Genomic DNA, 14,460 nt, shown 5'->3' on the forward strand with positions numbered 1-14,460 from the left:
CGATCGCCCTGCCGCCCGGGGCCGGTGCCGCCCATCTGCACCAGCTCACCCACCGGCGCGGCCACACGCTGCTGCTGCTCGTCGGCCCCCGGGCCGATCCGGCGGCACCCACGGCGCTGCGGGCCGAGCTGGAGGTTGTCCCTGGGGATTCACCGCTCGTTGAAGCCGTGAAGTCTCTCCGGCTGGAGGAGAGTTCCGGGCTGGGCCTCGGCCCCCTCACCCTGCTGGCGGTGCGGCCCGACGGCTTCATCGGCCTGAGGGCCGACACCGACCACCGGGAGGCGCTGGGGCGGTACCGGCAGCTGGTGCGGGGCCAATGATCCAAGCAACGCGATGCCCAACCGTGCCTTCCACCCCGCGCCCTTGGGTGGCCCTGCTGGCCTCCGTCTGCATCGCCCTGCCCAGCGGCAGCCTGGCCGGTGAACAGACGCCGGCAGGGCAGCGTTCGGTGCTCGAGCTCTACCGGCACCTGCATGCCAATCCCGAACTGAGCCTCCAGGAGACCCGAACGGCCTCTCTGATGGCCGCGGAGGCCCGGGCAGCGGGATTCGAGGTCACCGAGAACGTCGGGGGCACCGGCGTGGTGGCCCTGCTGCGCAACGGTCCAGGACCGGTGGTGATGATCCGCACCGACATGGATGCCCTGCCGGTGAGTGAGGCCACCGGCTGGACATTCGCCTCCACGGTGAGATCGACCAACCAGGACGGTCAGCCTGTCGGAGTGATGCATGCCTGCGGGCATGACACCCACATGGCGGCCTGGGTGGCCACGCTGCGACGCCTTGCCCAGGAGAAGACCACATGGTCGGGCACGCTGATGATGGTGGCTCAGCCGGCCGAGGAGCTCGGGCGCGGGGCGGTGATGATGCTCGACGATGGCCTCTTCCGGCGCTTTCCGAAGCCGGATGTGGTGCTGGCGTTTCACAACAGCGCCTCCCTGCCGGCCGGGGTGATCGGGGTCAGCGAGGGTTATGCCTTGGCCAATGTGGATTCCGTCGACATCCGCGTGAGGGGGAAGGGTGGGCATGGCGCCTATCCCCACACCACGCGCGACCCGATCGTGCTGGGCGCCAGGATCGTGCTGGCGCTGCAGACCCTGGTGAGCCGGGAGATCAATCCGCTGGAACCCGCGGTGGTGAGCGTGGGCAGCTTCACGGCGGGTACCAAGCGCAACGTCATTCCCGACGAGGCGCTGCTGCAGCTCACGGTGCGCAGCTACAAGCCCGAGATCCGGCAGCAGCTGCTGGAGGGCATGGCCCGCATCGCCAGAGGCGAAGCCATCGCCGCCGGCGTTGCTGAGGATCGGATGCCGGAGGTCACGATCACGAAGGACTCCACGCCCGCCACCTACAACACACCCGAGCTGGTGCAGCGCTTCCGGGAGCTGATGGTGTCCCGGGTCGGCAAGGACAGGCTTCTTGCCGTGGATCCGGTGATGGCCGGTGAAGACTTCGGCCGCTATCGCCTCAGTGATCCGTCCATCCAGAGTCTGATCTTCTGGGTCGGGGGGGTGCCCGCCGAGCCGTGGCAGAAGCACCGCTCAACCGGTGCGTCGCTGCCGTCCCTGCATAGCCCTGAATGGGGGCCGGATTATCAGGCCGTGATCGAAACGGCCACCGATTCGCTCACCACCCTGGCGCTGGATCTCTTCAACCGTCCCGCTCCAGCCAGCCGATCGTGAGATCGTTCGGATCCTCCTGGAGATAGAGATAGCCGCTGCCATCGGCCATCACGATGGCCCGGTAGTTGTAGGGAACCCCTTCGCTGTCGCGCTGCACCACCATGGCCAGGCAGTCGGCGTTCACCTCGATCGTGCCGCTGTAGGAGGCCGTCTCTACCCTGCCGGCATAGCTGCTCAGGGCCACGCCCTGTACGGCGCCACCGCTCCAGGTTTCGCGCTGCACCACCGCGTTGGGCCTCCAGCCGCCGTTCCAGCTCAGGCCCTGCTGCTGGCTGAGCACCGTTCCCGCCAGCGTTGTGGAGGTGCAGGCCGCATCTGTCTGCTGGCGCCAGATTCCGGTGATGGTGCTGCCGGCAGCCAGGCTCAGGCTGTAGCGGGGGCGGCCGATGGAATCCAGCACGGCCTCGGCCTCATCGCGTCCTGTAGGGCCGGCATCCGGCGTGATGCGCTCCAGCCGCACCCGGCAGGTCCCGATCGGCCGCCACGTGCCGGTGTAGCGGAACTGCAGGAACGTCTGGCCGCTGCGCTCGAACACCGTGCCCTCGACCGTGCCGTCGGCCGTCCAGCGCTCCTGCCTAAGCCGGGCCAGGGGCTTCTGATCAGCGCCCTGGCCCCGCCACCCCTGCTCAAGCACCACGTGGCGGGCCGCTGGGGAGGACGGGCAGGAGGCGTGCTTCGGGGCGGCCCGGCCCGGCAGTGGCAGAAGCGAGGCCGCCAGGGCCAGCAGAGCCAGCGAGACCGGGGGGCGGAAGCAAGCCGGAACGGAGGGCATCGAACGACCTCCCATCATCCGCTCAGGTTAGTGGCGGGTTCTGGCCATCAACGAGGTCACGGTGGCCTGTCTGATCCGATCCAGCCGCTCTGGGGTGATCCCGCTGGAGTGTTCCGCGCGCGCTGACGCCAGTGGCGGGCGATGTCGATCCGCCGGGCCATCCAGGCGCTGCCAGTGCCGGTCACATGCTCCAGAAACCGCTCCAGTCCGGCGATGCGGCCCGGGCGGCCGATCAGGCGCGGATGGATCCCCACCGAGAGCATCGACGGACGCTGTTCACCCTCCCGCGCCAGCCAGTCGTACGCCGCGATGCAGTAGGTGGCGAAGTCGTCCCCCTGCACGAAGCTGCCGCCGGCCATGAAGCGCATGTCATTGGTGTCGAAGGCATAGGGCAGCACCACATGCTCGCGGCCCGCCACCGCCACCAGATAGGGCAGATCGTCGTCGTAGGCGTCGGAGTCGTAATCGAAGCCGAACTCCTCCACCAGCAGGCGGCGCGTGTGGGGTGAGGCCGCCCCCTTGGTGTGCCAGCCCAGCGGCCGCGTGCCACAGGCCCGCTCGATCGCGTCCACCGCGGCGGCGATCACCTCCCGTTCCCGCTCCACCGTCATGCCGGCATGGCGCTCCCAGCGGTAGCCATGGGCGGCCACCTCATAGCCGCGCCCGGCGGCGTCGCGGCCCAGCCAGGGGGCGCGGTCCATGGTGCGGCCGGCGGCACTCACGGTGCAGGTGGCGCCGAAGCGCTCCAGCAGCCGCACCAGGCGCCAGTAGCCGGCGCGGCTCTCGTAGGCGAAGTGGGAGGAGAGAGCCGGATTGGGCGCTCCGGTCACCGGCTCCACGATCTCGTACATGGCTTCGTTGGTCTCGTCGCCGTAGGCGAGGGAGAGTTCCGCGCCGGCCTCGAGGTTCATCACCAGCGACACGGCCACACGGGCCCCTCCCGGCCAGCAGGGGTCTGGAGGGGCGTCGCCGTAGCCGCGCAGGTCGATCGCCAGGGAATCGGGGCTCATGGCGCGGCCCCCCCAGGCCGCTGCTGGCGCTGCCAGATCGTGAGGGCCGCCAGCAGCGCCATACCGCCGCACACCAGAGCGAACAGGAAGGGCGCCGCCGGACTGGAAGCCGTGAGCTCACCGCCGAGGAACGACACGATCGCCGCGGCCAGGGTGAACACCGCTGTGGAAAAGCCCATCACCCAGCCCTGCTCCTCGGCTGAGGCGGCCCGTGAGTAGGCCGCCAGCAGCGTGGGATAACCGATCCCGTGCAGGGCACCCGCCGGCAGCAGCAGGGCCAGGGCCAGCGGGCCCGACGGCACCGTCACGAAGGCCGCGATCACGCCGCAGAGCAGCAGCGCCACCCACCCCAGCAGCGCGCGGGGCGCCAGGCGGGCGTTGAGGGGCTCCACCAGCAGGCCGCTCGCCAGGGCGAGGCCGGCGCCCAGCAGGAACATGGCCAGGCTGGCCGCCTGGGTGCCGTAGCCGAAGCGTGCCGTGAGGCTGTCGGCGGAGAACACATAGAACCCCATGAAGCAGAGCATGTAGGGGAAGTACACGGCGGTGACCCGCAGCACGGCGCGACGCTCCAGGCCGCGGGCGAGCAACCGCCACACCTCCAGCGGGCTGAGCCGCAGCGGCGCCAGGGCCTGGCGGGCATCGCGGAAGCTGAGGGCGATGAACACCAGCGCCAGCAGGCAGAGCGCGCCGCCCACCACGAACGGAAGGGTGGGCGAGGCCCATGGGCCCAGGAGTGCGGGATCGGAGAACACACCGCCGATGATCGGGCCGATCACCAGGCCGCCGCTCACGCCCACGTTGGCCAGGCCGAGGTTGCGGGTGCTTTCGGCCTCGCTGCGGGCCAGGTCGATCATCGCCGCCGCGGCGATCGGTTGGGTGCCGGCCGTGAAGCCGGTGATGGCCCGCGAGGCCACCAGCAACGGGAAGCTCCGCAGGGGGATCGCGGCGGCGGCCAGGGCGTAGCCGGCGAAGGCGCCCAGCAGGCAGATCAGGATGCCCCGCTTGCGGCCGATGCTGTCCGAGAGGCGGGCCACGTAGATCGAGCCGAACAGCCAGGTGAGGAAGAAGGTGCCGATGGCGATGCCTTTAGAGGACCTGCGCCTGGGATCGGGAGGTGGCCTCCGGCAGGAAACCCGAGCCGGCCTTGAGCAGCAGCGTGTCGAAGATCGGGAAGGCCAGCCCCTGGCCCATCACATCCACGAAGCACACCACCATCAGGGCGAGCACGGCGAGCCTGAGGGCTGGGCTCGAGGGCCCGGGGATGGCGGCGCCGCTCATGCTCACGATGGAGGGTGGGGTGGATCGTCCCATCGTGTTCACGGCCTGGGCATCTGGCTACGAGAGGTGACAACGCTCTGAAGTTCCCCAGGCAGGTGCGGTGGGACCCCTGAGCGCAGGAGGCCCCGCGGTGCCGCCGCCGGGCATGGAGATCGCGCCATCCGGCCGTTGTGGCCAGCGCTGCCAGGGCGCTTTGGGCTGACTAGTTTTCGCTCAGATGATCCGGCTGCTTTCCGCCCCATGGATTCCCTTCTCGAGCGGCTGCTGGATGCTGCACCGGTCAACATCAACGTGGTGGACGCCGAGGGGCGGATCCTCTACATCAACGAGGCCACGGCTGCCTGCCTGGGACGATCCAAGGCGGAGCTCCTGGGGGGCTCGGACCGGGATCTCCTTCCTCCCGAGCAGTTCGAAGCCATCCGGGAAACGGATCGGGAGGTGCTGCGCACCGGCAAGCCGGCGCGCACACGCATCCGCCTCGACTTCCCCACCGGGGGAAAGCTGATGATCGACCAGAAGTTTCCCCTGACGCTGCCGGACGGCTCCATCGCGGTTGGAGGGATCGCCATCACGCTGGACGACGACTGATCGTTGCGGCCTCCGGCTTCACCCGTTCGAAGGCCGACCAGATTCGCAGGCTTGCGGCGGTGCCGTGGTCTGCACTGCAGTGGCCCATGATCCGGCGCCCACCCCCCGTTACCCCAACCTGCCCGTGAGCGAACCTGACCCCTCGGCCATCCTGGCCATCGCCAGCGGTTATGGCGTGTCCAAGGCGCTGCTCACGGCCGTTGGGCTCGGACTGCACACGCGGCTGGCGGCCGGGCCGATGACGTGCGAAGCGATCGCTGCCGCCTTCGAACTGCAGCCCCGGCCAGCCCGCGACTTTCTCGATCTGCTGGTGTCGGTGGACATGCTGGCCCGTGAGGGAGACGGGCCCCAGTCGCTCTATGGCAACACACACGCCACTGCTCGTTTTCTGGATCGCGGCCAGCCGGACTACATCGGTGGGCTGCCGGAGATCTGGGAGCTGCGCGACTACCGCTTCTGGGCCGACCTCACCGAGGCCCTGCGCACCGGCCTGCCCCAGAACGAGGCGAAGCATGCCGGCACACCGTTCTTCGAGGCGATGAACGCCGATCCGGAGCGGCTGGAGGCCTTCATGAACGCCATGAACGGCTCCTCGATCCGCAACTTCCAGGCTCTGGCGAGGGCGTTCCCCTTCGGCTCCTACGACACGCTCACCGACATCGGCGGAGCCGACGCGCTGCTGTGCCGTGAGGTGGCCGCCGTGCACCCAGCCATCCACTGCGTGAGCTTCGATCTGCCGCCCGTCACGCCGATCGCCGATCGCCGGATCGCCGCGGCCGGTCTGGGGGAGCGGATCCACGCCGTGTCCGGTGATTTCTTCGCGGACCCCTGGCCGCCGGCGGAGCTGATCACGATGGGGATGATCCTCCACGACTGGAACCTGGAGCGGAAGCAGACCCTGATCCGCAAGGCCTACGACGCGTTGCCGGAGCGGGGGGCGCTGATCGCGATCGAGGCCTTCATCGACGACGCCCGCCGCCACAACACCTTCGGGCTGTTCATGTCGCTGATGATGCTGATCGAGTTCGGCGACGCCTTCGACTTCACGGCGGCCGAGTTCCGCCTGTGGTGCTCCGAAGCTGGCTTCAGCCGCTTCGAGACGATCCCGCTGGAGGGGCCCTCCAGCGCCGTGGTGGCCTACAAGGATCCCCGCTGAGGCGGCTCGGCCCCCAGGGTGGGCAGGAACCGGGGCGGTCGGCGGTGCCGGGTGGCCTGCTCGAAGGCAAAGGCGTAGCCGAGCAGCTTGCCCTCCTGCCAGGGCCCGGCGAAGAACGAGAGCCCCACCGGCAGGCCCTGCACCTGGCCGGCGGGCACGGAGATGTGGGGGTAGCCCGCCACGGCGGGCGGCGTGGAGCAGCCGCCTGGAAGGATGTGATCGCCCACCAGCGGATCGATCACGAAGGGCGGCGAGCCTTCGGTGGGGGCGATCAGCGCCTCGAGCCGGTGCTCGCGCAGGGCCCGGTCGATGCCATCGGTGCGGCTCAGCCGGCGCAGCTCCGCCATCACCTGAAGGCAGGCCGGCTCGCCTGGGTCGCCCTTGGTCTGAGCCTGCTCCAGGAACTCCTGCTGGAAATACGGCATCACCGCGGCGGCATGGTCGCGGTTGAAGCGGATCAGCTCCTCCAGCGAGCGCACCGGTGCCAGCGGATGGCTCTGCAGGTAACTGTTGAGGTTGGCCTTGAGGCCGTAGCGGAAGAGTTCCAGCTCCAGCTCGCCGAAGAAGGGCAGCGCGCTGGCGCGCACCGGATCGATGATCTCGGCACCCAGATCCTTGAGCTGGGCGATCGCCTGCTCGATCACCGCATCGCTTCCCTCGTGCTGGCCGAAGCACTCCCGCGCCACCCCCAGGCGGGCCCCCTGCAACGCCGCCGGGTCGAGGAAGGCGCCGTAGTCCGGGGGGCGGTGCTCATCGGCGGGGTCGGTGGCGGGGTCATCGGGGTCGCGGCCGGCCAGCGCGTTGAGCAGCAGGGCCACTTCGGCCACGCTGCGCGCCATCGGCCCTGCGGTGTCCTGCGGATCGGCCACCCCGATCACCCCGGCGCGGCTGATCAGGCCCACGGTGGGTTTGAGCCCCACCACGGCGTTGCTGGAGGCCGGCCGCACGATCGAGCCATCCACCTCCGCACCGATCGCCGCCGTGCACAAACCCGCCGCCACCGCCACCGCCGAGCCGGAGCTGGAGCCCAGCGGACTGCGATCGAGCACGTAGGGGTTGCGCACCTGGCCGCCACGGCTGCTCCAGCCACTGCAGGCGCGGGTGGAGCGCATGTAGCCCCACTCGCTCATGTTGGTCTTGCCGAGCAGCACCGCACCGGCCTGCCGCAGGCGGGCCACCACGGCCGCATCCCGCGGCGCGATGTTGCCCACCAGGGCCAGCGACCCGGCGGTGGTCATCATCCGGTCGGCGGTGTCGAGGCTGTCCTTCACCAGCACGGGAACCCCATGCAGCGGGCCGCGGGGGCCGCGCTCCTGGCGCTCCCGATCCAGGGCGGCGGCGATCGCTTCGGCGTCGGGATTGATCTCGATCACCGCGCGCAGCGTGGGCCCCGCGGCATCGAGCGCCGTGATGCGCTCGAGGCAGGCCTGGCACACCGCCAGGGCGGTGCAGGCGCCCTGCTCGAAGGCGTCCTGGAGCTCGGCGATGCTGCAGGTCGCCAGGTCGAGGCTCATGGCTTGCGGATGGTCAGGACGGCTGGGGGGCCTGACAGTTGTCTAGCTGGGCGTCGCTGCCCTCAGCGCCGGCTGCCTCGCCGGGGCCCTGGTTCTCCAGCGCCCGGTCGCCGCTGACCAGAGCGTGGACTGCTGGATGAACACCAGCCAGCAGACCTGCACGGCCAGACCCTGGGGCCAGGGGGGCTTCGAGATCAGCTTCAGCCGTGGTGCGATTTTCCGCTTCGTGCCCGCCGGTCCTCCCACCACCGACAAGCGGCCGATGCGCGATGAGCAGGGCCGCCTCTGGCTGATGAGCGGCCACCACAGCTTCGAGCTCTTCGAACAGGGCGGCGATGGCAACCGGATCTCCGTGTCCCGCGTGCGCAGCCAGGGCGCCCCGGCGATGCGTCACCAGGCCCACAGCAAAGTGAAGCTCAGCGGCCACGGCCAGCCCACCGTGACCCTCTAGGCCAAGCCGAACTACGGCTCCGCGATCGCCGGCTTGGGCGTGTCGGGCGAGAGGCTCGACAAGCTCGCGTGCACCTCCAACAGCCAGGGCACCTGGTGCCGGGTGGGCTACCCCGGTCAGAGCGGCCGTGTGCTCTGGGCGCCCAGCGGGTCGCTGATCTTCCTCGGCGACGGGGAATGAGCCCTCGCTAACCTACCGCTACCGCTCCCTTGGGGCCGGGTAGGTTGACCATGACAGGGTTGCTGGATGCTGTGGAGGATCCGGGATTCGCTGATGGTCCTGAGGGATGGTGAATCCACGAACGATCCTCCGCCTATCCAGGCTTTCTGGCGGAATTTCGCCAGCATCTCAGCCGTGGCGCCGCCTTCCCAGCGATCGCGGCAGCCGGGGTTGCCTGGTGGGGGCTGGCCAGGTGGATGAACAGAAAGACCTGAGGCCCTGCCATCGATTCAGGCACTGCAGCAAACCGCAAGCTTGAACAGCAGACCCGCGTGCATCGCGATCGGCATGATGTTTTCATGAACCTCTCCGCGCGGATCGCCCTCCTCGCCCTGGCTGGGGCCATCGCCACCGGCAGCGCCTACAGGCTGCAGGGCCAGAGGATTGATGAGAACGGGATCCTGCATGAGCCATTCGCGCTGGTCCCGATCACCTACCTCCTGATCGCCGTCTCCGGCTTGAGCGCGGTATTGAGTGTGGCCTGTCGGAAGCAATGACGCCTCTGACAGCCCTCAGCCTGGCTGCCATCCGCTTCCGATGACGATCCGCCATCTCGCCCTGAGCGGCTACCGCTCCCTGCAGAACGTGGTGCTTCCCCTCGACCGGTTGACGCTGGTGACGGGGGCCAACGGCAGCGGCAAGTCGAATCTGCAGCGGGCCCTGAACCTGATCGTCGCCGCTGCCCGCGGTGAGATGGTGGGGGCCCTGGCCCGGGAGGGGGGCCTGCCGGCGGTGATGTGGGCCGGCCCGGAAAGGCTGAGCCGGGAGATGCGGCAGGGGGAGCGGCGGGTGCAGGGCGGCCCTCGCCAGCAGGCGGTGCGCCTGCGTCTGGGCTTCGCGGCTGATCCCTTCTCCTATGCGATCGAGCTGGGCTACCCCCAGGAGCGGCAGACGGCCTTCGCGCTCGATCCGGCCCTGAAGGGCGAATGGATCTGGGCCGGTGGCAGCTTTCATCCCCGCGCCGTGCTGAGCAGCACCCGGGGCCAGGACGATCCCGACCGGAGCCTGTTCCAGAGCGGCGCCGACCCGCAGGAGCAGCCCCGCCGCCACCGCCACCATCCGCAACGACAGCGCATCGCGGCCCAGCACCAGCGCGAACAGCACCAGCATTGCCGCCACACAGCTGCGCACGGTTGGCACCTCGGCGCCGGTCAGCAGAGTGTAAGCAATGCCCGCCAGCGCCCCACCTGCCGCCGCCGCCCCAGCTGGCGGCCCGCTGCCTCACCCTGCGCCGGGGCGACCGGCTGGATCTGGAGCAGCTGGCCCACACCCTGGCCGGCCTGGGCTACGAGCGGGTGCCGACGATCGAGCAGGAGGGCACCTGGAGCCGGCGGGGCGACATCGTCGATCTGTTTCCGGTCAGCGCCGAGCTGCCGGTGCGGCTGGAGCTCTTCGGTGAAGACCTCGAAAAGCTGCGGGAGTTCGATCCCGCCACCCAGCGCTCCCTCGATGTGATCGAGCGGGTACGCCTCACCCCCACCAGCTACGCGCCCCTGATCGCCGAGGCCCTGCGGGAGCGGATGCCGGAGGGGCTGGAGCGGCTGCTGGAGCCCGCCGCCCTCGACCAGCTGCTGGAGGGGGGCACGCCGGAGGGGATGCGGCGGCTGATGGGCCTGGCCTGGGAAACACCGGCCTCCCTGCTCGACTACCTGCCCGCCTGCACGCTGGTGGCGATCGATGAGCGGCGCCAGTGCCTGGCCCACGGCCATCAGTGGTACGACCATGCCGCCGAGCACCACGGCGAGGTGGTCAGGGCCGCCGGCGGCGAGCCGCCCCTGCCCCTGCCGGGGGTGCTGCACCGGCCGATCGCGGCGGCCCTGGCGGAGGCGGAGGCCTTCACTGGTTTCGACCTGGCGGAGCTGCACGAGAGCGACCGCCACCCGAACGACCTTGACCTCTCCAGCCGGCCGCTGCCGGCCCATCCCAACCAGTTCGGCCGCCTGGCGGAGCAGATCAAGGGGCACCTGCGCGAGAAGGCCCGGCTCTGGATTGTTTCGGCCCAGCCGTCGCGGGCCGTGGCCCTGCTGGAGGAGCACGACTGCGTCACCCGTTTCGTGCCCAACGCCCGCGACTTCCCGGCCATCGAGCGGCTGGTGGAGCAGGCCACCCCGGTGGCGCTCAAGCTGCGCGGCACGGCCGAACTGGAGGGGTTCCAGCTGCCGGCCTGGAAGCTGGTGCTGTTCACCGACCGGGAGATCTTCGGCCAGCACAGCCTGGCGAGCGGCGGCTACGTGCGCCGGCGCCGCAAGGCGGCCAGCCGCACGGTGGACCCCAACAAGATGCTCCCCGGCGACTTCGTGGTGCACCGCAACCACGGCATCGGCCGCTTCCTGAAGCTGGAGAAGCTGGCCATCGGCGGCGAGGCCCGCGACTACCTGGTGGTGCAGTACGCCGACGGGCTGCTGCGGGTCGCCGCCGACCAGCTGGGCAGCCTCGGCCGCTACCGGGCCAGCAGCGACAGCCCGCCGGAGCTCAACCGCATGGGCGGCACGGCCTGGACCAAGGCCAAGGAGCGGGCCCGCAAGGCGGTGGCCAAGGTGGCGATGGACCTGGTGAAGCTCTACGCCGAGCGCCACAAGGCGCCGGGCTTCGCCTTCCCCGCCGACGGCCCCTGGCAGGGCGAACTGGAGGATTCCTTCCCCTACGACCCCACCCCCGACCAGCTCAAGGCGATCGTCGAGGTGAAGCGCGACATGGAGCGCGACCAGCCGATGGACCGGCTGGTGTGCGGCGATGTGGGCTTCGGCAAGACGGAGGTGGCGATCCGGGCCATCTTCAAGGCGGTCACCGCCGGCAAGCAGTGCGCCCTGCTCGCCCCCACCACCGTGCTGGCCCAGCAGCACTGGCGCACCCTCAGCGAGCGCTTCGCCCCCTACCCGCTCAAGGTGGCCCTGCTCAACCGCTTCCGCACTGCCGCCGAGCGCAAGACGATCCTCGAGAGCCTGGCCAGCGGCGCCACCGACGTGGTGGTGGGCACCCACCAGCTGCTGGGCAAGGGCACCACCTTCCGCGAGCTGGGCCTGCTGGTGGTGGATGAGGAGCAGCGCTTCGGTGTGAACCAGAAGGAGAAAATCAAGGCGCTGCGCAAGGACGTGGACGTGCTCACGCTGAGCGCCACACCGATTCCGCGCACCCTCTACATGAGCCTCTCGGGGGTGCGGGAGATGAGCCTGATCACCACGCCGCCGCCGCTGCGGCGCCCGATCAAGACCCACCTGGCCAGCCTCGATGAGGAGGCGGTGCGCAGTGCCATCCGGCAGGAGCTCGACCGCGGTGGCCAGGTGTTCTACGTGGTGCCGCGGGTGGAGGGCATCGAGGAGGTGGCCGGCCAGCTGCGGGCGATGCTGCCGGGGCTGCGGTTGCAGGTGGCCCACGGCCAGATGCCGGAGGGGGAGCTGGAGAGCGCCATGGTGGCCTTCAACGCCGGCGAGGCCGACGTGATGCTCTGCACCACGATCATCGAGAGCGGCCTTGATATCCCCCGGGTGAACACGATCCTGGTGGAGGACGCCCACAGGTTCGGCCTGGCCCAGCTGTACCAGCTGCGGGGCCGGGTGGGCCGCAGCGGCATCCAGGCCCACGCCTGGCTCTTCTATCCCGGCGATGCCTCCCTCAGTGATGCCGCCCGCCAGCGGCTGCGGGCGATCCAGGAGTTCGCCCAGCTGGGTTCCGGCTACCAGCTGGCCATGCGCGACATGGAGATCCGTGGGGTGGGCAACCTGCTGGGGGTGGAGCAGAGCGGCCAGATGGAGGCGATCGGCTTCGACCTCTACATGGAGATGCTGCAGGACTGCCTGGCCGAGATCCAGGGCCAGGACATTCCGGCGGTGGACGAGACCCAGATCGACCTGCCGGTGACGGCCTTCATCCCGGCCGACTGGATCACCGAGGCCGACGAGAAGATGGCGGCGTATCGCGCTGCCGCCGAGTGCGGCGGCAAGGCGGCCCTGGTGGAGCTGGCCGCCGGCTGGGCCGATCGCTACGGCCCGATTCCGGCGCCGGTGCAGAGCCTGCTGCAGCTGATGGAACTGAAGCTGCTGGCGCGGCGCTGCGGCTTCTCGCGCATCAAGCCGGAGAAGCCCAACATCGCCCTGGAGACGCCGATGGAGGAACCCGCCTTCCGCCGCCTGCGCCAGGCCCTGCCCCAGCACCTGCACGGCCGGCTGGTGTATCAGGGCGGCGCCGGCAGCACCGCCAAGGTGCTGGCCCGGGGCCTGGGGGCCCTGTCCCCCGCCCAGCAGGTGGAGCAGCTGATGGCCTGGCTCACCGCCATGGCCGGCCAGATCCCCGAGGCTGATGGGCGCACGCCGGAGCAGCGGGCCGAGGAGCAGGCGGCGACCAACGCGGCTGTGCTGGTGGTGTGAGCGGCCCCGTCGCCACCGCGGCCGACATCGCCGTCATCATCCCCCTGTTCAACGGGGCGGCCTGGATCCGCCAGACGCTGCTGTCGGTGCTGGCCCAGACCCTGCCGGCCCGGGAGATCATCGTCGTCGACGACGGCTCCAGCGACGACTCGATCGCCATCGTCCGCTCCTTTCCCCAGGTGGCCCTGCACCGCCATCCCGGCAAGGGCACCCACCAGACCCGGCAGTTCGGCTTCGCGCACAGCACGGCGGCCTGCGTCACCTTTCTGGACCAGGACGACCTCTGGCATCCCCGCCACCTCGAGCTGCTCAGCACGCTGCTGCGCGACGATCCGACGGCCAGCGCGGCGGTGTCCCGCACCCTCACCTACGAAGACGAGCGGCGGCTGCGCTTTCCGCCCCCGGTCCTGGGCCCGGAACGGTTCGACCCCTGGGACACCTTCCCTTTCCACCGGATCGACACCCCGTCCTTTGTGCTGATCCGGCGTTCCGCCCTGGAGGCCATCGGGGGCTGGCCGGCCCGGAACGCCTGGAGCAGCGATGTGCAGGCCTGGTTCCAGCTGGCCTCCATCGCCCCGATGCTGCGCAATGCCAGCGCCACCGCCGCCTATCGCGTGCAGCACCGGGAGGCGACCAGCACCCGCTGGCGCCTGGAGCGGGCCCATGAGTACTTCCTCAACATCCGCACCAGCTGCGAGGCCCTCGCCCGCGAGCGGGGCCTGAGCCATCCGGCTGAAGCGGAGCAGCGCCTGGAGCAGTGCCGCATCCTCGGGCCCATGGCGCAGGTGATCGAGGCGCTGGACCGCTTCGACGCGGTGCTGATGGACGTGCAGATGCCCTTGATGGACGGCTACCGGGCCACCCGCGAACTGCGCGCACTGGCGCCAGACCTGCCCGTCATCGGCCTGACCGCCCACGCCCTGCCCGAGGAACGGGCCCGGTGCTTGCAGGCGGGCATGGTCGCGCACCTGGGCAAGCCGATCGATCACGAGGAACTCGTTGCCGTTCTCTTCCGCGTGGCCCATGGTCTGCAGGTATGGTCGCGTGCCGAACTGACCTCGCCGATGGGTGCGGCCACGGGTGCGGCCACGGCGGCGGACGCACCGTCCTGTGCCGTCGACTGGGCGGGTCTCGAGAAGCAACTCGGCGTGGGCGGCGACTTCATCGACCGGCTGGCGTTGATCATGCTCACCAGCCTGGGCGCGACCCCCGGTCTGCTGCGTTCGGCCGCGCATGCGGGCCAGATCGTCGAGATCGGCCGCCTGGCACATACGGTCAGGGGCGTGGCCAGCGATGTGCAGGTCGACAGAGTGTTCACCCTGGCCGGCGCCGTGGAGTCAGGGGCCAAGGCCGGGGCGCCGGGCATCGCTGACGATGCCCTGGCGCTGGCCGCGGCCGTGGAGGCGATGCTGCTGTCGGCGCAGGGG

General features: G+C 70.3%; 13 protein-coding genes and 2 pseudogenes. 9 read left to right on the forward strand and 6 right to left on the reverse strand.

Annotated features, from left to right (window positions below; all coding sequences use genetic code 11):
- Together VB734_RS13230 and VB734_RS13235 are read left to right on the forward strand one after the other, a co-directional pair.
- Positions 1-320: pseudogene (locus VB734_RS13230) on the forward strand (monooxygenase); the annotation flags it as partial.
- Positions 321-343: 23 nt separating this feature from the next.
- On the forward strand, positions 344-1,681 hold the full coding sequence (locus VB734_RS13235; protein ID WP_197161536.1) for an amidohydrolase: 1,338 nt from the start codon (positions 344-346) through the stop codon (positions 1,679-1,681).
- On the opposite strand, the gene VB734_RS13240 is transcribed toward VB734_RS13235, so the two are convergent.
- The 4 genes from VB734_RS13240 to VB734_RS13255 are packed head-to-tail and all read right to left on the reverse strand — an operon-like array spanning position 1,650 to position 4,774.
- On the reverse strand, positions 1,650-2,453 hold the full coding sequence (locus VB734_RS13240; protein ID WP_197161539.1) for a hypothetical protein: 804 nt from the start codon (positions 2,451-2,453) through the stop codon (positions 1,650-1,652). The genes VB734_RS13235 and VB734_RS13240 overlap by 32 nt on opposite strands.
- 56 nt (positions 2,454-2,509) lie before the next feature.
- Complete coding sequence (locus VB734_RS13245) at positions 2,510-3,463, reverse strand: polysaccharide deacetylase family protein (RefSeq protein WP_197161541.1); 954 nt, start codon at positions 3,461-3,463, stop codon at positions 2,510-2,512.
- Positions 3,460-4,497 (reverse strand): MFS transporter, encoded by a 1,038-nt coding sequence (locus VB734_RS13250; protein ID WP_231594517.1) that lies wholly within the window; start codon positions 4,495-4,497, stop codon positions 3,460-3,462. Before VB734_RS13250 ends, VB734_RS13245 begins: the two co-directional genes overlap by 4 nt.
- 52 nt (positions 4,498-4,549) lie before the next feature.
- On the reverse strand, positions 4,550-4,774 hold the full coding sequence (locus VB734_RS13255) for a hypothetical protein (RefSeq protein WP_231594518.1): 225 nt from the start codon (positions 4,772-4,774) through the stop codon (positions 4,550-4,552).
- A 207-nt stretch (positions 4,775-4,981) separates the two neighbouring features.
- Here VB734_RS13255 and VB734_RS13260 point away from each other — a divergent pair, with 207 nt between their 5' ends.
- Positions 4,982-5,329: a PAS domain-containing protein gene (locus VB734_RS13260; protein WP_197161544.1), complete on the forward strand. Its 348-nt coding sequence runs from the start codon at positions 4,982-4,984 to the stop codon at positions 5,327-5,329.
- 124 nt (positions 5,330-5,453) lie between these two features.
- Positions 5,454-6,485 (forward strand): methyltransferase, encoded by a 1,032-nt coding sequence (locus VB734_RS13265; protein WP_322782215.1) that lies wholly within the window; start codon positions 5,454-5,456, stop codon positions 6,483-6,485.
- Here the strand turns inward: VB734_RS13265 and VB734_RS13270 are convergent.
- Positions 6,467-7,999 carry an amidase gene (locus VB734_RS13270; protein ID WP_197161548.1) on the reverse strand — a complete coding sequence of 511 codons (1,533 nt, stop codon included), beginning with the start codon at positions 7,997-7,999 and terminating at the stop codon, positions 6,467-6,469. The genes VB734_RS13265 and VB734_RS13270 overlap by 19 nt on opposite strands.
- Positions 8,000-8,135: 136 nt before the next feature.
- Between VB734_RS13270 and VB734_RS13275 the strand changes: the two genes are divergently transcribed.
- The 3 genes from VB734_RS13275 (at position 8,136) to VB734_RS13285 (ending at position 9,166) form a co-directional block, all read left to right on the forward strand.
- Entirely contained in the window at positions 8,136-8,450 is a 315-nt protein-coding gene (locus VB734_RS13275; RefSeq protein WP_197161549.1) for a hypothetical protein, read from the forward strand.
- 33 nt (positions 8,451-8,483) lie between these two features.
- Positions 8,484-8,630 carry a hypothetical protein gene (locus tag VB734_RS13280; RefSeq protein ID WP_231594520.1) on the forward strand — a complete coding sequence of 49 codons (147 nt, stop codon included), beginning with the start codon at positions 8,484-8,486 and terminating at the stop codon, positions 8,628-8,630.
- 338 nt (positions 8,631-8,968) lie between these two features.
- On the forward strand, positions 8,969-9,166 hold the full coding sequence (locus tag VB734_RS13285) for a DUF3955 domain-containing protein (RefSeq protein WP_197161553.1): 198 nt from the start codon (positions 8,969-8,971) through the stop codon (positions 9,164-9,166).
- On the opposite strand, the gene VB734_RS14685 is transcribed toward VB734_RS13285, so the two are convergent.
- Positions 9,099-9,848, reverse strand: coding sequence for a ComEC/Rec2 family competence protein (locus VB734_RS14685; protein WP_416238056.1), 750 nt, complete (start codon positions 9,846-9,848; stop codon positions 9,099-9,101). The two genes, VB734_RS13285 and VB734_RS14685, sit on opposite strands and share 68 nt — an antisense overlap.
- A 2-nt stretch (positions 9,849-9,850) precedes the next feature.
- Here VB734_RS14685 and mfd point away from each other — a divergent pair.
- Together mfd and VB734_RS13295 are read left to right on the forward strand one after the other, a co-directional pair.
- Positions 9,851-13,033 (forward strand): annotated as a pseudogene (mfd, locus tag VB734_RS13290) (transcription-repair coupling factor); the annotation flags it as partial.
- A partial coding sequence (locus tag VB734_RS13295; RefSeq protein ID WP_323243504.1) for a glycosyltransferase occupies positions 13,030-14,460 on the forward strand: 1,431 nt, incomplete at its 3' end. The pseudogene mfd and the gene VB734_RS13295, both read left to right, overlap by 4 nt.

The sequence above is a fragment of the Synechococcus sp. BA-124 BA4 genome, assembly GCF_034931165.1.